The following is an 18,799-nucleotide window of genomic DNA, read 5'->3' as shown; positions in this document are numbered from 1 at the left end:
GCAAAGAGCATTTCGCCTAGCGTCGGCTGGGCTGGATCACGAGTTCCGAAACATGAGCCCGCCGGGGCAGTCGCATGACGAACAGGCAGGCCTCGGCGACGTCTTCGGGCTGCAGCGCCGCGCTCCGGACCTCGGTGCTCACGGGAGACGGCCGGCGATCGAGCAGCGGCGTATCGGTCATGCCGGGCAGGATCGCCGTCGTGCGCAGGCCGTTCGCCCATTCCTCCTCCATGATGGCATGGTTCAGGGCGAGGACGCCGGCTTTCGAAGCCTGGTAGGCAGCGCCCGAGCGATCCGGCTTTCGCGCCGCGACCGACGAGATGTTGATGATCAACCCGTCTCCCCGCAGGCGCATCGGAGGCACGAAACATCGGCACAGATTGAACGCAGCCGTCAGGTTGGCCTGAATCATCGCTGCCCAAGAGTCCGGTGTCAGTTGATCGAATGTCCGCTCCATGAGATTCGTGCCGACTGAATTGATCAGCACGTCGACCGCTGTCAGATCGATGCCTTTAAGGGCGTCGGCTAGAACGTCCGCGTCGGAGGCATCGGCGACGACAGACGAGACCCGCGCTTGCCGGCCTGCGGATCGAGCGGACGTAAGCGTCTCGTCAAGCCGGTCGGTGTTGCGTCCGAGCAGAATGAGATTGACCCCGGCTGCGGCTGCCGCCAGGGCCGTCGCGCGTCCCATACCGCTGCTTGCGCCGGCGATGAGAACCGTCTGCCCGGTGATGTCTCGAACCATCCATCCGTTCCTCATTTTATGCGGGTTGTAAGATCCGTGCAGCGGTCGACGATGCCCGCACGATCAGTTGCGGCGTGACGTCGATAAAGGCGGGCTCATCCGCCTGAACCGAGCCTTCCACGTGCGCGACGAGCATACGGACGAGCATCTCGGTCATGGCCGGGACCGGCTGACGGATTGTCGTCAGAGCGGGTTGAGCGATCTCGGCGAGAACGATGTCATCGAAGCCGACGATCGAGATATTCTCCGGGACGCGAAAACCGAGATCGCGCGCGCCTGCATAGGCCCCGAGCGCGTACATGTCGTTGATAGCCACGATTCCGGTCGGCGGATCGTCGCGGCTCAGCAACTCGCGCACGCCCATCCGCCCGAGCTCCGCTCCCTCCAGATCGCCGAAGCCGGCAACGCCGCCGCCCTGCCAGATCATGTCGTCGCGCAGCGACAGTCCCGCACGGGCCATCGCCATCCTCACACCATTGATCCGCCCGATGCGGCTGTTGGTCCTGATCGGACCGGACACCGTCGCGATGCGCTTGTGTCCAAGCCCGATCAGATGCTGGGCCGCTAGGGCGCCACCGAGTTCATGATCAACGCTCACGCCGCAGGTGATGACATCTCTGGTCTCGTTTACGCGCTGATCAAAGGCAGCGACCTTGAGGCCGCGCGCTGTCAGGTCACACAGGTAATCGAACGACAGGGGCGACGATCCAAGGATGATGCCAGTGATGCCTGAGCCGAGCATCGCTTCGGCGTACCGCGTCTCCACATCTGGATCCCGCTCGGCATTGCAGATCATGAGCCTATAGCCACGCTGCCGGGCGGCGCGCTCGACGTGGTGCGCGACCAGACCCCAGAACGGGTTCGCCACAGATGGGATGATCAAGCCGATGCTGCAGTTCTGGCCGGACTTCAGCTGCCGAGCGGCGATGTTCGGCGTATACTTGAGCTGTTCGATCACTTCGAGGACGCGGCGCTTGGTTTCAGGGCGCATCTTGTCGTGCCGGCCGTTGATCACATTGGAGACCGTGCTCGCCGAAACCCCAGCTCTTTTTGCGACCTCGTGAATGCCAGCCATCGATTTGTCCATTCGTCCGTTGCGGACCCCATCATAGACGAGTGCACTGCAACGATTTACCGATAGGCTAGGTTAGTTCCATTGTCAAAGGATGGATCACGATACAAAGTAGCAGCAACATGCAATTGTTGGGCGCTGCAGTGAGCATTTTTGCAGTTGACGCATCGGCAGCTTCTTGTGTTACGTTTCACTAACGAAGCCCGCAGATGGCTCGCTCACAGGGAGGAAGAGATGTCGATACGGATGAATCGGCGAGAGGTACTCCGCCACAGCGCCGCTTTGCTAGGCAGCGCATCATTGTCCAGCTTGCCGCTGACTAAAGCGTTCTCACAATCAAAGGTGCGTGTGCGCTTCGCCGGGTACGTCGAGTCACAGGAGCAGCTGACGCAAACCCTAGCAGTCCTTAAACTGTATTCGGAACAGAATCCTAGTGTCGAGATCGTTCCGGAGTTCACCAACTTCGGCGCCTTCACGGACAAGATCGCGACTGAGACCGCCGGCGGCAATGCCCCGGACATGTTCAGTGTCAACGTCGATCTGCTAGCCGAATATGCCCGGCGGGGCGTCACGACGCCTCTCGACGCCTACGTACCGAATCCGATCAATCTGGCCGATTATCTGCAAAGTGCCGTCAACGCCGCCAAGTTCGACGGCAAGCAATACGCGATCCCCAATGATGCGATCGGGCCCACCATCATCACGAATGCCACGTCATTCGAGAAGGCCGGCATCAAAGTCCCGGATCAGATGTGGACCTGGGAGGACCTGGCCGAAACCTCCGCGGCTCTCAGCAAAGCTCTGGGGCCACGGTTCTGGGGCGTCGAGGACGCTGGCGGCAATTATATTCCGTGCGACATTTTCCTGCGCGGCCGCGGCAAGTCGATGTTCACGCCAGATCACAAGCTCGGATTCGCCCTTGAGGATATGGAAGCCTGGTATGCATACTGGAAGATGATGCGCGATACGAAGGCCACGCCGCCCGGTGACGTTCAGGCCCTTGCCGGCAACGACGATCCGAGCACGGCCGGGATCGTCGCAGGACGAGCCGCGATGAACATCACGCTGACGGACAGCTTCGTCGGCTTCCAGGCCCTGTCACAGGACAATTTCGTTCTCCACATGATGCCGAACGGCTTCAGAGGCGGGGAGATGAAGCAGCGTCATTACTGCTATGCCGGCAACTCGACCACGTTGTCGGCAAAATCCCCGAACCAGAAGCAGGTCATCGACATCATCCGCTTCATGCACTTCGATCCGGAGGGTGCCAAGACCTATTACACCAACAGCGGCATGATCCCTTGCTCTAAAGCCGGTCGCGACGCACTGGCTGCTTCAGGAAGCGATGCGGATCGCAAGATCATTTCCTATCTCGATCTGTTGCAGAAGGATCCGGCGCCGCCCCGGTACCCGGGCGTTCCGGGAATGACGGGCATGCTGACGCGCGCCAATGAAGGCGTCGCCTTCGGCAAGATGACACCCAAAGAGGCCGCTCAGCAGTTCATCAACGAAGTCAGCGTCCGGCTCAAGAAGTAGGCCCTGCAGTACAGTTTTCGATGCAAGGGGGCGCGGCGTGGACATGCCCGATTCCGCGCCCGTGGTCTCAGCGGAAGATACGTCATGAGCACGACCCTATCCGAGACAGCTTCGCTTGATTCTGCCACGGCGCCCGAAGCGCGCCCGCGCCGGCACAAGGCTGTAGGGATCAATGCGCGTCAGAACGGCGCCGCCTTTCTGTTCCTGGCGCCCTGGCTCATCGGCCTATTGTTTCTGACGCTCGGCCCGATCCTGGCATCGTTCTATCTGTCGCTGACCCGCTACGATATGTTCACGCCGCCGCAATGGCTGGGCTTGGACAACTACGTGAAGATGTTCGCCGAGGATGGGCGATATTATCAGTCCTTGCGCGTCACGTTCACCTATGTGTTCCTTTCAGTGCCGTTGAAACTGGCCTTTGCCCTCGGGATCGCGATGCTGCTTAACCGCGGCCTGAAGGGCCTGGGCTTCTATCGATCGGTTTACTATCTTCCCTCGCTGCTCGGCGGCAGTGTGGCCGTGGCCATCATGTGGCGGCAGGTCTTCGCCTATGACGGCATCATCAACCAGATTCTTCTGAAGTTCGGAATCGACGGGCCGAGCTGGATCACGAGCACGGACTACGCGCTCTATACCCTAGTGGCTCTCGCCGTCTGGCAGTTCGGGTCACCTATGGTCATCTTCCTGGCCGGCCTGAAGCAGATTCCGCAGGATATCTACGATGCGGCGGAAGTCGACGGCGCCGGTCCGGTGCGCAAATTCTTCAGTGTCACGCTGCCGCTTTTGACCCCGATCATCTTCTTCAACTTTGTGATGCAGATCATCGGAGCATTCCAGGCGTTTACGCCCGCCTATATCATCAGCGGTGGCAAAGGAGGGCCCGCCGACGCGACGCTCTTCTACACGCTCTACCTCTACGAACAGGCGTTCACGAACTTCCAGATGGGCTATGCTTCAGCCATGGCCTGGGTTCTCGTCGCTATCATTGGCTTGGCGACAACGCTTTCCTTCCAGTCCGCCCGCTACTGGGTCCATTATGGTGACGAGCGCTAAGGATGCTGCCATGACAACTCCTTCCGTACTGACTCGAGAGCCGAAAAAGCTAACGATCCGGTGGCGTAGTATCATCGTGCATGGTTTCCTCATCCTGGGCGCGCTGGTGATGATCTATCCACTGCTCTGGCTGGCAAGCAGTTCGCTAAAGCCGGCCAACCTCATCTTCTCTGATCTTAGCCTTTGGCCGACCAAGATCCGGTTGCAGAACTATGTCGATGGCTGGCGAGGCGCGGCCTTGCCATTCTCGTCCTTCTTCCTGAATTCCTTCATTGTCTCCGGCCTTGCAGTGGTCGGCAACGTTTTTGCCTGCAGCATGGTGGCCTATGCGTTCGCGAGGTTGAACTTCGTCTTCAAGAGAACGCTGTTCGCCTTGATGATGCTCACGATCATGCTGCCCCTGCACGCGACGCTGATCCCACAATACGCCCTGTTCTATAACCTGGGTTGGGTGAACACGTTCCTGCCACTCACCGTGCCGAAGTTCCTGGCTGTGGACTCCTTCTTTATCTTCCTGATGGTCCAGTTCATCCGCGGCATTCCGCGCGAACTCGATGAGGCGGCCGTCATCGATGGCGCCGGGCCGATTCGTATTTACTGGTCGGTGATTCTGCCGCTTTTGACGCCAGCTCTGGTAACCACAGCAGTGTTCTCCTTCATCTGGACCTATGAAGACTTTCTGTCGCCTCTGGTGTATCTCACCTCAATGGACCTTTACACGGTGCCGCAAGGGCTGAGCCTTCTCATGTCGTCGAAAGGTGCATCTTCATGGGGTCCGCTCCTGGCCATGTCGCTGCTGTCGCTGGTTCCCCTATTCGTTGTGTTCTTCGTCTTTCAGCGCCGGCTGATCGAAGGCATTGCAACGTCAGGCCTTAAAGGCTGAGAGCACGAGCGACGATCAAGCCAATCCGCTGCATTGTAGGGCCTATTCAATGGCGAAGCATCCGATCTCCGTCTTCACGAAACCTTGGACAGAATCCCTGCCGCCCCTTGCTGACAAGGTGGCGTCCCTGGGGCTGGATGGCATCGAGCTTCCGGTTCGGCCGGGCTATCAGGTGGCGCCTGAGAACGCTGCGGCGGGATTGGCGGATGCAACCCGCGTGCTGGGCGCGAGCGGGCTGAAGATCTTCAGTGTCGCCAGCACGGCGGACGAAGCGATCATCGCGGCCTGCGGCGACAGCGGCATACCGCTCATCCGCATCATGGCGCCTATCGATCTCAGTCTCGGCTATGTCCGATCGATCGAGAATTACCGCCGCCGGTTCGACGCACTGCTTCCGGCCTTGGACCGTCATGGGGTCGCGATCGGTGTCCAAAATCACTATGGCTGCTTCGTCGGAAGCGCTGTCGGACTGCTTCACCTGATCGAGAAGTACGACCCGCGCCACGTTTGCGCGGTGCTGGACATGGCCCATTGCGCCGTCGATGGCGAGCCGACCGCGATGGCCGTCGACATTGTCAAGGACAAGCTCCAGCACCAAGTCAACTTCAAGAGCGCCTACCACGCCCGGGTTAATGGACCCGAGGATGAGGCCGTCTACAAGGTCAAGTGGACGACGCATCAACACGGAGGGTACTCGTGGCAGGAGTTCGTCGATTGCCTGAAGAAAGCCGGGTTTGCCGGCACCCTGTGCCTACCCGCCGAGTACAGTGACCCTGCCGGCAAGCCGCAGCGCATGGGAGATGATGTCATCCCCTTCCTGAAAGAGGATTTAGCCCACCTCAGGTCGCTTGTCGCGGATTGGTGAATCCCCGGCTTCGTATTGGATCCCTACACGGGGTAGTTATAAAGGGCATAGCTAGGCGCTTTCAGTTGCGTCCAGTGCCACAACTTTGCACTCTTCCACGCTTTGACGTGGTGACTGTGAGTGGCAGGACCAGTCCAAACAGAACTATAACTTTTGATGCTGTGGATGGCTCCGAACCCAGAAACTTCGATGCTTCCGATCGTTGGATTTGCTAGGTTCCGTTCTAGGGCAGACCGGACGAGTACTCACCTGAAGCTGAGGGGTTAGAGCTCCGATATGTTCCGCTGGAGGTTATCGAGGAGAGAGCCCTTGACGCTTGCGCTGCTCTTCCGCCAAGCGCTTATTGTGCTGCCAGGAGTCGGGATGTCTCCAGGACAAGGCCCACGATTCTCTTCGGACTGGACCTTTAGCTGGCTGACCCGATGGCCTTTCGCAAGATCGTCTTGATGTGCTCTTTCACAGCGACTTCGCCCGCGCCGACGTCAGCCGCAGTCTCGCCCTTCTCCTTACCAGCCTTCAACAACCGAAGGATTTGAGCTTCTGGGTCGGTCAGAGACTGATTCTGCGAGTGGTTGAGATTGGCCGCGGATGGCAACTCCTCGGCACCTCAGCCGGGTTGGACATGCTTCCCTATCAGTCGACCTTTCCAGAGGTACTCCCCTGGCCTCGATCTTGCTGCCAGATGGGATCAGGTGCGGACCAGAGGCGCTCATCGCGTATGGCTTGCGCTAACGCTTTTGCCTGGATCGCAAGAAAGCGTTCGCCTTTCTCCGGTGTTGCCGGACGTGGGTCACCCCAAGTGCCAGTTATAGGAGCCCGCTCCGAAAACGAGTAGAACCTCAAGAAGCCATGAGGTGCTTCAACACGCTTGGGAGCCTGCTGCACGGCCTCGTCAAACTTGTCCGTACGCACGATGTCGCTGGCAATCGCCATCATCACTGAGGTTTCACCCTCACAGGCATGCCGTGGTGTTTCGGATTCGGCTATGGCTGCGATCTCATCGGACGCCAGCATCCATGGCGTGGTTGCAACGATCGGAATGGCGAAGGTCACCGCAAGCTCCCGTACGGCAACCGCCAGCGGGTCGATGTTGCCACCGTGGCCGTTGACGATGAGAAGACGCTTGAACCCAAGGGCCTTCAAGGAGCGCACGATACTGCGCAGGATACCGTGATATGCGTCGTAGTCGAGGCTGATCGTGCCGCCGAATGGAAGGTGATGTTCGCTCATGCCGAGCCAAAGGCCCGGTAGGACAGCCACTGGGATCTCGTCGGCTACCAGCTGCGCCGCTCTGATCGCAGCCGCGCTGGCGCTGGCCGTATCGGTGATCACAGGCAGATGGGGCCCATGCTGCTCAAGTGAGCCCACCGGAAGCACCGCCAATGCGTTCGCACGAGCCGCTAGTGCCCTCAGCTCGGGTGCGGTCATCCGAGCCCATTCTACCTCAATCGTCATAGCGTTCCTGCCCCTCGTTCTTGGTTACGGTCCGGGCCGTAGCGGTCCGGCGGGTTTGATGCGAAATGGTGGCTTCCCGAGATGCTGCCAGTTCCTGGGAGTTTAGAGACGCGTCGTGCGTGCCCTATTGCTTGAGGGACACCCCATAGAAGGGCTGCCCGCCAAAGAAGTGCATCTTATAGCCGGAGACCTCTTTGCGAACTGGCGTAAAGGCCTGGGCATTGGCGAAGAGAAGTGATGCCGCATCGTCATGGAAGATCTTCTGAACATCCAGGTAGAGCTTGGTGCGCTCCTCCTGGTTGCTGATGGAATTCGCCCGTGCCAGTTTGTCCGAGAACTCCTTGTTGCACCAGCGGCCTCGGTTGCCCCCAGTGTTGACCGCGTCACAGCTCCAGCTCAACGACAGGATTTGGCTCGGGTCCGGATAATCCCACGTGCTGCCACTCATGGCGACGTTGTGCTCACCCTGGCGCGTCCGCTTCAGGTACTCGCCCCACTCGTACGTCATGATCTCAGCTTGAACACCAACCTTGGCCCAGTCTGCCTGGATCAACTCAGCAGCTCGGCGCCCGTTCGGCATATACGCCCTGACCACTGGGATCGCCCACAAGGTTGTCTTGAACCCATTGGGAAATCCAGCCTCGGCGAGAAGCTTCTTGGCCTTCTCAGGATCATACTCGCGTTGTTTGAGTTCGTCACTGTGGCCCCACAGGGTCGGAGGAATGAGAGCAGCCGTCGGCGTCCCAGTACCTTGATACACAGTTTCGACGAGTGCCGGCAGGTTTATCGCATGGATCAGGGCCTCACGAACACGGCGATCGTCAAACGGCTTTTTCTGGTTGTTGAAGGCCAAGTAGCTCATGTCCGCAATCGTACCCGAGTGCACATTCAGATTGGGATCAGCCTTCATTGCGGCGAGATCGCCAGGATTAGGATAGCGTGCGATGTGGCATTCGCCCGCCTTCACCTTGGCGTAGCGGATGCTGGGATCGGGCGTGATCGCAAAGACGAGATCACTCACCTGAGCAGTCCGATCAGACAGACCCGCGGCCTCGCCCCAGTATTGTGGGAAGCGCTTGAAGCGGACAGTGGCGTCCTTCTGATAAGCAACGAAGCTGAACGGACCCGTTCCGATTGGGACCTGATTGACCTGATCTGGGGTACCGGCCTTTTGCATAGCGTCTGCGTATTCAGCCGAAAGAATGGACATGGGCTCGACGGAAAGCGCACCAAGCAGGGCAGCCTGAGGCTCCTTGAGCACAAACCGAATGGTGCGGTTATCAACCTTTTCGACGGACTTTAAAAAGGGGGCGACCAGACCTTCATAGTACTCGTAGCTCCCCCTTCCGACACCATGGAAGGGATGATTCTTATCGATCATCCGCTGGAACGTGAAGACGACATCATCGGCATTGAACGGGCGAGTTGGTGTAAACGCGCGGTTCGAATGCCAAGTCACGCCCTCGCGGAGTTTGAAGGTATACGTGAGGCCATCATCGGAGACGCTCCACGACTCGGCAAGACCCGGAATGATCTTGGAACCTCCACGCTCGACACCCACGAGCCTGTCATAGATTTGGGCCGCGACATCGAATGACGTGTTGGCGGTGGAGAACTGCGGATTGAGGAAATCCGGGCTAGCTTCAGTACAGACCACGAGGGTCTCAGCGGAGGCGACGCTCATCATGGCAAGGAGTGCGAAGCTGGCAGCTGACGTGCGGCAAAGCATTGTGTTCTCCTGAGTGACAGATCATCTTGGTAATCTTAGCCAGCCAAAATCAGACAGCAAGGTTACTAGGCCTTCACGAGCGTCCGGCGCCGCAAGAAAATCAGTTGAATGCCGCCTAGACATGTCCGATCCTGCGCCCGACCGTCGAAGTGGACAATCTGGAGCTGCTCTGTGACTTATTCATCGACTTTTGCCCAAGTGACACCAGAGGTTATGTAAGTGGCTGTCTCCGGATGTAGGCGCAAAGCTAAAATGTCTCATCGCGGTAACCCAAGAGTGTAACACTCTCGGGCTCTGAAAGCTGAGGAAGTTGTGGGATTTCGGCGATTAGAACCGAACTAAGACGCTGAACGATTGAAAAGGGCTCAATATATTCCTCACCTGTCATACGAAACACACTTGCATCAAGTTCCAGAGTCCTATCAGGCCATATGCCTCATAGCTGCCGCGGAGATCTCGAACTGAAGCGGTTCACCGCGTACGAAGCGCTCGACCTCGTCGACAATCAAATCCCCCTGCCGCCAATGGCTATCCTGTGTGTGACCCGCAGCATGGGGAGAGAGATACACGTTGGGAAGCTGTCGAAGTGGGCTCGACGCGGGAAGTGGTTCCTCATCGAAGACGTCAAGGATTGCGCGGATGCGCCCGCGCTTTAATTCAGCGACCAGAGCTTGTTCGTTGACGAGAGGCGATCGCGCCATGTTCACAAGGAGGGCTCCATCGCGGAGTCGGCTCAGCTCGGCCGTGCCGAGCATGCCCTTCGTTGCATCCAGCAGGGGCGCGTGAAGGCTAACCACGTCGCAACGCTCGATCAGTTCGCTGAGCGGAACTCGCTCTACCCCAAGCTCTCGCGCCGCCTCCTCCGAGATGGTCGGGTCGGCCAGCAAGACCGTTGCATGAAACGCGCGCAGGAGCCGGATCACCGCCCGGCCGACATAGCCGGCTCCGACAATCCCGACCGTCAACGCACCGAGCAGACGACCTGGATAGCGGTCGCGTAGCTCCCAGCCTTGTCCGGCCTTCATGCCAGTGTTGAAGGCATCACCGTGCCTAAGAGCCATGAGGATCTGCGCCAGCACAAATTCCGCCACGGAGTCGCTGATGGCTCCAGCAGCGTGGGTCACACGCAGGCCGCCGCTCAGAGCATATTCAGGTATCAGCCGGCGGATACTTCCGGCGAAATGGCCGACCAGCTTCACATTGGGAGCATCTGTAAGAAGATCAGCGAGCGGAGGAGTCCCCCAGCCGGTGAGCCAGATCGAAGATCCGCCAACTAGCTCGCGAAGGACCGACATCGAGAGACTTGTCTCCGCGATCGTGTGCACCCGGGCGACGTTGTTCAACCGTTGCTCGGCGGCTTCGCTTAGTACAAGGCGGCGGCTTTCGGGAGGAAGCAGGATCGCGACTGTCGGCCGTTCAACACTGGGCATCGCGTGCATGGTATTACCTTTTGAGATCCGTAGTCGTCATAGCGAGGTGTGAGTATCAGGATCATGTCGGCTTCCGGGTGTCGCCCAGAATGCGGCGCACGAAGCCCAGGTCAACGCCCGTCTGAGCAACCGCCTGAGCAAAGGGGATGCGGTACTGGCTGTGCAAAGACAGTATGCCGGAGAAGCGGGTTTGCGAAAGATGGGCCAAGATATCGGACCAGGGAACCATTCCATCCGACATCGGCAACCAATCGCTGTGCCATCTCCGCTGACCATTCTCGTCGTTCATGCCGGCAAACCAGCCGCCGTTCTTGACGCCGAGACAGCAGAGCCAGGGCTCAAGCGCGTCGAGTGTCAGGCGCCAGTCCTCCCGCCCCTCCTGGACCACCTGATTACCAGGATCGACGTAGGCTCCAACATAGCGTGGATCATGCGGCGTAAGAAGATGAAGAGCCTGTCCTGACGACGAATGAATCGTCCCACCATGCAGCTGAAGCGCAAGGCAAATGCTATGCCGCTCGGCAAGCCGCGCCAGCCCGGCAAGCTGATCCTGCGCCTCCTTAAGAATCGTCCGATACCCATGCGCCTGGTCGTAACGCCAGTAGCCAATGCGAAGGAGGCCTATGCCGGCCTCAGCGCAGTGCGCGATAATCCTCTCCGTGATCGGATCGCTGGGATCAACGGCGTCACATGTCGCCATTGGGACATTGAGCCCGCGCTGCTTGAACTGGGTGACAACTCCCTCGATGCTGTCGGCTGTCTGTGGCGTGACGTGCCAGCCTTCCCGGATTAGTAGATCAACTCCGTCGAACCCGATCTCGCTGAGCAATGCCGCCGTCTCGCTGCTGCCAAGCTCTCGAAACAGCTTCGTAAACATGATGACCTGCATGGTCGCTCCCTCACGCGGCGCGCACTATTCCCGGTTCGACATCCTCGGCGCAGCCGCTAACTGCTGACGACAGCTCGCTCGTACGGCCGAACAGATCCCGGGATCTGACACGGTAATAGCCCGGCACCGTGTTGAGGCGATGCACGAAAACGCTTGATAAAAGTCCAGCGGGATTGACGACTTCGTAAGGCCCCTCCTGGTCCGGACTCCACAGGACGTCGAAAAGTTCGATCGAACTACCCTGTCCCTCGCCTTGCCAAAACAGAACGGCATTGGTCGCATCGTTCAGTCCCGGGTAGTGGCGGACCGTGAGTTGTGTCGGCACTTTCGGCGCAGATGCAGACCGCTCGATGAGCGCCACGAGCGCGATTCCAGGCAAGGCGAGTTCCAACATCCGCTCGACCGGCCGATGGCTGCCGCCGACGCGGATCGTCTCGATGCTGAGTTCCGGTTCCTGGGCCGCACGCAGAGCATCGAGTTCATCTGGGCCGGGAATATCCGGCCCGCCGAGTTCTTCCCAAACGGTGAAAGGGTCCCCCATGCCATTCTGGATCCGAAAAGTCGCAATTGCATAGGTTCCAGGGCGAACGCTGTCGAACGCCACCCGGATTGAACGCGTTCCGGATACCCAGATCCGATCGACACTGTTGTACAGGAGAACGGCCGCGCCGTCGGGAAGGCGGGTGGCCAAAGCACCGAGCCCGTCCGTATCAGGATCAAGAGCATCACCTTTGACGGCAAGGCGTTCCTCGCCGAGAAGCGCCATGAGCTCCATGGCGCTCAGAGCCGGTTTCTTGACGAGTTCGAATGGCTTCGGAGCGGCTATGCGCGCGTCGAGAGCGCTAATATCCGTGCGGTGCTCGGCCTGTGCCGCAAGGATTTCACGCTGCCCGAAATAGCACAGATGTGTTCGTTGCCCCCAGCGTCCGATGAATCCGTTGTCGTTGCTCAGGACGGCATAGTTGACACCTTCCCTATCGATCAGGATCCGTTGGTGCTGATCGATGATCTTCGCTGCGAGAGCGGCGAAGTAGGGCATCGCATGCCAGGTATGCGGGATATGCCAGCCGATTTGGGGATCGCACTCATTATTGATGAACGGCAGTGACGCGAACCGAGGATGGTTTTGACGCACGTAATCCACCGCCATCATTTCGTGGCGACAGATCGACAAGCTGTTCGGCGTCAGATCCTCTACGTGCTTTCTGGCTCCCTTCTCATGCACGGAGATGAAATCGATCCGAACTCCGATTTCTCCCGTAAAGAAGTTCTCGCCCGTGTCGCAGTGGGCAAGAAGGGATTTGAAGATCGGCGGCAATCGCCGCGCAACGCCCGGCCCACCGAACCGGAGAGCCGGGTCGACGGCCCTGAGCCCTTCCGAGCAGGCATCATAATAGTTATTGAAGCCTGCCTCGCCGCCGAGCTTCCACCAGATGTCGGGTTCGTTCCAGGTCTCGAAATACCAGGTCCGAATTTCGTCGGCGCTAAACCGATCGCGATAGCGCTCAGCGAGAGCTGTAACAAAATCCCGCCAATGGTAGGCTTGGTCCCGATTGTTGAAGTCGGTGAACAGATAGGAGGGGTTACCCATCAATTCGAAGAAGGGCTTGAGACGGTGCTCGACCATGACCTCCAGAGCCCGGTCAAGGCGCGACCAATCATAATGGCCGAACCGCTGCGCCGTAACAAGGTCGAGCATGTAGTGGACCCGCAGAAACTCAATACCGCGATTGGGCACCCCTCCAACGTATGCGAGAGTCTGACGCATCTCGGGTTCAAGGAGCAACTCCGCCGGAGAAAAACCTGTTGAGCGCCAGAACCTCGAGAACTCGGTTCCGGCCCTATCCATGTCGACACGAAGGTTCGTTACCGGCTGCATTGGCATATCCTTGAAGATTGATTAGTCGGGCGAAGCCATAACCTAACCCCGGTGGCGCAAGTTACTGGGATGTCTTGCACCTGCGATTTACTATTTGAACTTATCGCGCATCGCTTGGATGCCCGGGATCGCTGAGACAAGGTGAGCGTGCCTTGGATCGAAGTATTGCACGAGGCCGCGCTTCGTTTTCCCGACCAGGATTGTAAAAATGTAGGAGCGATGGCCCGGCGACGAGGCCGTCGGATGATAGCCGCGGTCGACGAGGATGGTGTCGCCGTCGCGCGTCATGTAACAGTTCTCTTGTCCATCCTCATAAGTCAGTTGCACGCCAAATCCGCTCTCCGGGCTAAAGCGATAGTGATAAAGCTCCTCGTGAGCCGTTTCTCCCTCAGTTCGGTCCGTATCGTGCTTGTGTGGTGGATAGCCTGACCAGCAGCCTTCATCGGCATAGAGTTCGCTCACCAACAAATGGCCCGTGCGGCCGATCGTGCTCTGACCGAGAATGTGGAAGATGCGACGACGGCTATGGGTGCCAGTCGATCCTACATCCACCATATCAACATCCTCGGGTCGGATGCGGAACGCTTTGAAAGGCGTCTTGCAAAGGGCGCCCGCCACCGCGATCTCGACGTTGCCCCTGGGACTTTCGATCCGCACGCAAGCTCCGACAGGCACATAAACCGAGTCGGCGCGACCTGACCAAATATCCTCGCGCTGGCCGACATCGCGAAAGTGCTCCCCATCGACAACGATATCGACGGTGCCTGACAGGACGACATACAAAGTTTCAAAATCGACCAGACGCTCCTCGTAGGTATCGCCGGGTGCCAAGCGAAGACGGTTGAAATATGTCCGGTTGAGCAACTCGTCGTTGACCACGATCGGCTTGTTGCGATTGTCGCGACTGCGAATAACTTTAGGCATTCTGGGCCTCAGCTGGAGCGGGATGGACGCCTTGGAGCGTCAGCTCCTCGGCGTAGTGACAGGCGACAGAACGCCCCTGAAGGGTGCGCAAGGGCGGCACTTTCTCCTTGCAGAGTTCGGTCGCGAAGCGGCACCGCGGGTGGAAGCTGCAGCCAGCTGGGCGGTAGGCCGGGTCGGCGACTTCGCCCGAGAGGTGGATCCGGCGCCCTTTGCGCTTGTAGGCCGGATCGGGGACGGGGAGGGCGGACAGGAGCGCCTCGGTGTAAGGATGGAGCGGACGCGCGAACAGTTCGCTCGATTCCGCGATCTCGACGATCTGGCCGACATACATCACGATCACCCGGTCGCAGATGTATTCGATGACGCTGAGGTCATGACTGACAAAGAGGTAGGTGAGGCCAAACTCTTCCTGCAGATCTCTGAGCAGGTTCAGGGTCTGGGCCCGCACGCTGACGTCCAGCGCCGACACGGCCTCGTCCAGAACCACGAGACGTGGATGGGTGGCAAGGGCACGCGCAATCCCGACGCGCTGGCGCTCGCCACCTGAAAACGCGTGCGGGTACCGATGGGAGTACTCGGGCCTTAACCCCACCCGGATCAGCAGCTGCCGAACGTGACGCTCGATCTCCGACCGCGGGACAACCCGGTTCACCTTCAAGACCTCACCGACGATGTCGACGACTTGCATGCGCGGGTTGAGTGAAGCCTGCGGATCTTGGAAGACGATCCGCATGTCGGTGCAGAACCGGAGACGGTCCGTTTCAGACAGGCTGGTAAGGTTCTCCACCTGTCCGTTCCGCTCGAGGTAGCGGATTGTCCCAGAGGTAGGAGGGTCGATGCCGAGGATGCACCGCGTGACCGTGGACTTCCCGCATCCCGACTCGCCCACTAGTCCCAATGTCTCGCCGGACCGGATATCGAATGAGATGCCGTCAACGGCACGGACGGGAGGCCCGGACGATCTGCCGAGAAATCCTTTTCGCGGAGGAAACACCTTTGTAAGGTCGCTAACCTCCAGTAACCGCTCCGGATGGTGGCGCAGCACATTCTCAGACATGGGCCACTCTCCGAGACGGGTTCGCGTCAAGGACGGTTGCTGGACTTTGTAACACGCACCGAACGTCCCGCCCCGGCCCGATGATTACCCGGCCAGGGTCAGTCACGTCGCATAAGCCCGCCTGCGCATACTCACAGCGCGGATGGAAGTCGCATCCCGTTGGGCGATCGAAGGGCGAGGGGACCATTCCCTTGATCGTCGCCAAGCGGGTATTTTTCCCCGCACCGAGCCGCGGTACGGATCTTAGAAGGGCGCGGGTATAAGGATGACGAGGATCGTAGAAGATTTCCTCCACTGATCCGCGCTCGACGACCTTCCCGAGATACATCACGACAACTTCGCTTGCGACCTCAGCGACGACACCCAAGTCGTGAGTGATGAACAGGATCGACAGCTTGAACTCGCTCTGGAGTTCCTGCAGTAGGTCCAGAATGTTTGCCTGAGTCGTCACGTCAAGTGCTGTTGTTGGCTCGTCGGCAATCACGAGCTTAGGCCGGCACGCCAACGCCATTGCTATGCAGACGCGCTGGCGCATGCCCCCGGAAAACTCGAATGGATAGCGATTGAGCCGCTCCGCTGGCCTGGGCAGACCCACACGGGCGAGCATGGCCGTGGCATGATCAGCCGCCTGCTTCCTCGACAACTTCAGATGGCGTTGGATGACCGGGATCATCTGCTGCCCAATGGTATGCACTGGCGAGAGGGCAGCCATAGGCTCTTGTGAGATGAGGGAGATTTGTTTGCCTCGGATCGACCGGATTTGAGGGCCTCTGGGATCGAGTGCGGTGATCTCCACCTCCTGATCCAGCTCGGGACGAAACCGAACCCGCCCACCAGCGATCCGAGCCATCCCGGGCAGGAGATTCATGAGCGAGCGTCCCGTGATACTCTTCCCAGAGCCAGACTCGCCGACGATGCACACGGTCTTGCCGCGTGGAATCTCGAACGTCACTCCGTCCACGGCTCTGACCGTTCCATCATCGGTGAGGAAGTGAACTTTCAGATCCTCCACCTCAAAGAGGGGATCGCGTGCTTGCGGAGCAGCCATGCTCACCTCCTGTCGAACCGGTTGAAACTCAAGAATAGGGGTCGGCTGCATCACGAATTCCGTCACCAAGGAAGTTGAGAGCAAGGACAGAGATGACGACCGCAAGACCGGGCAAAAATAGCCACGGCGCGTTCGTCAGGGCGAGCAAGCTCTGGGCATCGTTGAGCAGCACGCCCCAACTCACCACCGGCGGCTTGAGGCCGATCCCTAAGAAGGAGAGTGCCGTCTCGGCCAGGATCATAGCCGGTATTGCCAATGTGACCGAAGCGACGATATGGCTCGTGAAGGACGGCACCATGTGGCGCCAGATAATGCGCCGCCGACTGCATCCATCAAGCCTCGCCGCCAGCACGAAGTCCTCTGTCTTGAGTGAAAGGAAGCGGCCACGCACCACCCGGGCCAGGTCCGTCCAGCCGATCAGCGACAGAATGATGGTGATCCAGAAATAAACATACAGAGGATCCATCCGGGCCGGGATGGCCGCGGCGAGTCCCATCCAGAGCGGGATGGTCGGGATCGACTTAAGGAAGTCGATCGTTCGTTGAACCGCCTCGTCGACCCAGCCGCCACAATAGCCGGAAAGCCCGCCAAGCATGATGCCGAGCAAGAGACTGATCGCGACCCCGACCAGGCCAATCGACATCGAAACCCTTGTTCCGAGAATGGTGCGGCTGAGAAGGTCGCGTCCCATGCGATCCGTACCCCACAGATACATGGGCGCTGAAGGGTCATGCGGACCAAAGAGATGCCGGTCCATAGGGATTATGCCCAGCAGATTGTAGGGCTGCCCCTTCACGAAGAAGCCGATCGGGGTAATCTTCGACGGATCTTCGACAAAGCGGCGCTTCAGTGCGACCGGATCCATCTCCATTTTATAGCCGTTGACATAGATAGGGACTGTTCGGCCTTGGGCATCCGCGCTGAAGAACTTTAATGTCTGAGGCGGCGTATAGATGTAGCGGGGATTATAGCTATCCGCCGTGAAGGGAGCGATGAAGTCGGCGAAGAGTGCAACCACGTAAATGGCGATGACGACGAACCCGCTCCAGTAGGCGAGCTTGTGCCTGCGGAATCGCCGGTATATCAGAGCCCATTGGCCGAGTTCCCCACCCTTCTTGGGGGCAGACGGGGCGCTCGCCGGAATAGCCGCATCGGTCATCGGCGGATCCTCATTGATAACGCACACGTGGGTCGAGCCACGCGAGCAAAAGATCAGAGATAAGCGTGCCTATGACCGTCAGAACGCTCAGGACCATGATGAAGCTGCCGGCCAGATACATGTCCTGGGACAGCAATGCACTGAGAAGGACCGGACCGGCCGTGGGCAAGCTCAGCACGACGGACACGATGACCGCCCCTGAGAACAGGTGCGGAAGCACCCACCCGATGGTCGACACAAACGGGTTGAGGGCGACGCGCACCGGATATTTGAACAGAAGCTCCATCTCTCCCAAGCCGTTCGCCCGCGCCGTCTGCACATAAGGCTTATGCAGCTCGTCGATGAGGTTGGCCCGCATCACGCGGATCAGCGCTGCCGTGCCACTCGTGGAAAGGACGAGAACCGGAAGCCACAGGTGGGCAGCCAGATCCAACACCTTGCCCCAGCTCCACGGCGCGTTGATGTAGGAAGCCGAAAACAGCCCTCCTACACTCATCCCAGCGTAGCGCGACAGCACGTACATGAGCGCAAGCGAGAGCAGAAAGCTCGGGATCGCAAGGCCGATAAAGCCGAGGAAGGTCACGACATAGTCGAGTGCCGAGTAACGGCGAACCGCACTGTAGATGCCGATCGGCAACGCGACGAGCCAGGTGACGATCAGCGCGACCAAGGAAAGGAGCAGTGTAAGCCCCATCCGATCCCACATCAGCTCTGACACCGGCTTGTTCCATGCGAAGGATTGGCCGAAATCGCCATGAAACACAATCCCGCTGATCCAGAGCCAGTACTGGACATACCAAGGCTGGTCGAGACCGTAGCGTAACTGCAGACTCTCCAGCACACCCTGGTCAATCTCGCCCCCACCTTGCTCCGCATACTTGCTCATAAGCGACGTCAGGAAGTCGCCGGGCGGAAGCTGGATAATGATGAAGGACACCACTGAGACGGCAACCAAGGTCAGGAACGAATAGACCAAGCGCCGCGCAATGTAGCTCCACATGGCTTGTCTCCGTTAGACACCGCTGGGGTGCCATGCAGCCTGCGGGGCCGCGGCGCAGCGGATTTGCCGCGCCGC

General features: G+C 59.2%; 16 protein-coding genes. 4 read left to right on the top strand and 12 right to left on the bottom strand.

Annotated elements, in window-relative coordinates; all coding sequences use genetic code 11:
• Positions 1–16 precede the first annotated feature (16 nt).
• Both NF876_RS18335 and NF876_RS18330 read right to left on the bottom strand, forming a co-directional pair.
• Positions 17–745 carry an SDR family oxidoreductase gene (locus NF876_RS18335; RefSeq protein WP_262265859.1) on the bottom strand — a complete coding sequence of 243 codons (729 nt, stop codon included), beginning with the start codon at positions 743–745 and terminating at the stop codon, positions 17–19.
• A 16-nt stretch (positions 746–761) separates the two neighbouring features.
• Positions 762–1,820: a LacI family DNA-binding transcriptional regulator gene (locus NF876_RS18330; protein ID WP_262265858.1), complete on the bottom strand. Its 1,059-nt coding sequence runs from the start codon at positions 1,818–1,820 to the stop codon at positions 762–764.
• A 156-nt stretch (positions 1,821–1,976) separates the two neighbouring features.
• On the opposite strand from NF876_RS18330, the gene NF876_RS18325 reads away from it, so the two are divergent.
• The 4 genes from NF876_RS18325 (at position 1,977) to NF876_RS18310 (ending at position 6,154) form a co-directional block, all read left to right on the top strand.
• On the top strand, positions 1,977–3,353 hold the full coding sequence (locus NF876_RS18325; protein WP_262265857.1) for an ABC transporter substrate-binding protein: 1,377 nt from the start codon (positions 1,977–1,979) through the stop codon (positions 3,351–3,353).
• Between the two features lie 84 nt (positions 3,354–3,437).
• Complete coding sequence (locus tag NF876_RS18320; protein ID WP_262265856.1) at positions 3,438–4,406, top strand: carbohydrate ABC transporter permease; 969 nt, start codon at positions 3,438–3,440, stop codon at positions 4,404–4,406.
• A 10-nt stretch (positions 4,407–4,416) separates the two neighbouring features.
• Entirely contained in the window at positions 4,417–5,289 is an 873-nt protein-coding gene (locus NF876_RS18315; RefSeq protein WP_262265855.1) for a carbohydrate ABC transporter permease, read from the top strand.
• Positions 5,290–5,338: 49 nt separating this feature from the next.
• Positions 5,339–6,154 carry a sugar phosphate isomerase/epimerase family protein gene (locus NF876_RS18310; RefSeq protein ID WP_262265854.1) on the top strand — a complete coding sequence of 272 codons (816 nt, stop codon included), beginning with the start codon at positions 5,339–5,341 and terminating at the stop codon, positions 6,152–6,154.
• Between the two features lie 633 nt (positions 6,155–6,787).
• Here the strand turns inward: NF876_RS18310 and NF876_RS18305 are convergent.
• The 10 genes from NF876_RS18305 to NF876_RS18260 all read right to left on the bottom strand — a co-directional run bounded on the left by NF876_RS18305 (position 6,788) and on the right by NF876_RS18260 (position 18,724).
• The gene (locus tag NF876_RS18305) at positions 6,788–7,582 is read right to left on the bottom strand and encodes a creatininase family protein (protein ID WP_315974876.1); all 795 of its coding nucleotides are present in this window, start codon (positions 7,580–7,582) and stop codon (positions 6,788–6,790) included.
• 151 nt (positions 7,583–7,733) lie between these two features.
• A complete protein-coding gene (locus tag NF876_RS18300; protein ID WP_262265852.1) occupies positions 7,734–9,338 on the bottom strand; it encodes an ABC transporter substrate-binding protein in 1,605 nt (534 codons plus the stop codon).
• 422 nt (positions 9,339–9,760) lie between these two features.
• Entirely contained in the window at positions 9,761–10,777 is a 1,017-nt protein-coding gene (locus NF876_RS18295; RefSeq protein WP_262265851.1) for a hydroxyacid dehydrogenase, read from the bottom strand.
• Between the two features lie 52 nt (positions 10,778–10,829).
• Positions 10,830–11,657: a sugar phosphate isomerase/epimerase family protein gene (locus NF876_RS18290; protein ID WP_262265850.1), complete on the bottom strand. Its 828-nt coding sequence runs from the start codon at positions 11,655–11,657 to the stop codon at positions 10,830–10,832.
• Positions 11,658–11,667: 10 nt separating this feature from the next.
• On the bottom strand, positions 11,668–13,506 hold the full coding sequence (locus tag NF876_RS18285; protein ID WP_262270131.1) for a GH39 family glycosyl hydrolase: 1,839 nt from the start codon (positions 13,504–13,506) through the stop codon (positions 11,668–11,670).
• 120 nt (positions 13,507–13,626) lie between these two features.
• A complete protein-coding gene (locus tag NF876_RS18280; protein WP_262265848.1) occupies positions 13,627–14,460 on the bottom strand; it encodes a 5-deoxy-glucuronate isomerase in 834 nt (277 codons plus the stop codon).
• Positions 14,453–15,517, bottom strand: coding sequence for an ABC transporter ATP-binding protein (locus NF876_RS18275; protein ID WP_315974875.1), 1,065 nt, complete (start codon positions 15,515–15,517; stop codon positions 14,453–14,455). The genes NF876_RS18280 and NF876_RS18275 overlap by 8 nt, the downstream gene beginning before the upstream one ends.
• A complete protein-coding gene (locus tag NF876_RS18270; protein WP_262265847.1) occupies positions 15,510–16,565 on the bottom strand; it encodes an ABC transporter ATP-binding protein in 1,056 nt (351 codons plus the stop codon). The genes NF876_RS18275 and NF876_RS18270 overlap by 8 nt, the downstream gene beginning before the upstream one ends.
• 28 nt (positions 16,566–16,593) lie before the next feature.
• A complete protein-coding gene (locus tag NF876_RS18265) occupies positions 16,594–17,724 on the bottom strand; it encodes an ABC transporter permease (RefSeq protein WP_262265846.1) in 1,131 nt (376 codons plus the stop codon).
• Positions 17,725–17,734: 10 nt separating this feature from the next.
• Complete coding sequence (locus NF876_RS18260) at positions 17,735–18,724, bottom strand: ABC transporter permease (protein WP_262265845.1); 990 nt, start codon at positions 18,722–18,724, stop codon at positions 17,735–17,737.
• Positions 18,725–18,799 lie beyond the last annotated feature (75 nt).

This window comes from Microvirga yunnanensis (genome assembly GCF_025460875.1).
This window is presented reverse-complemented; position numbering and strand designations above follow the sequence as displayed.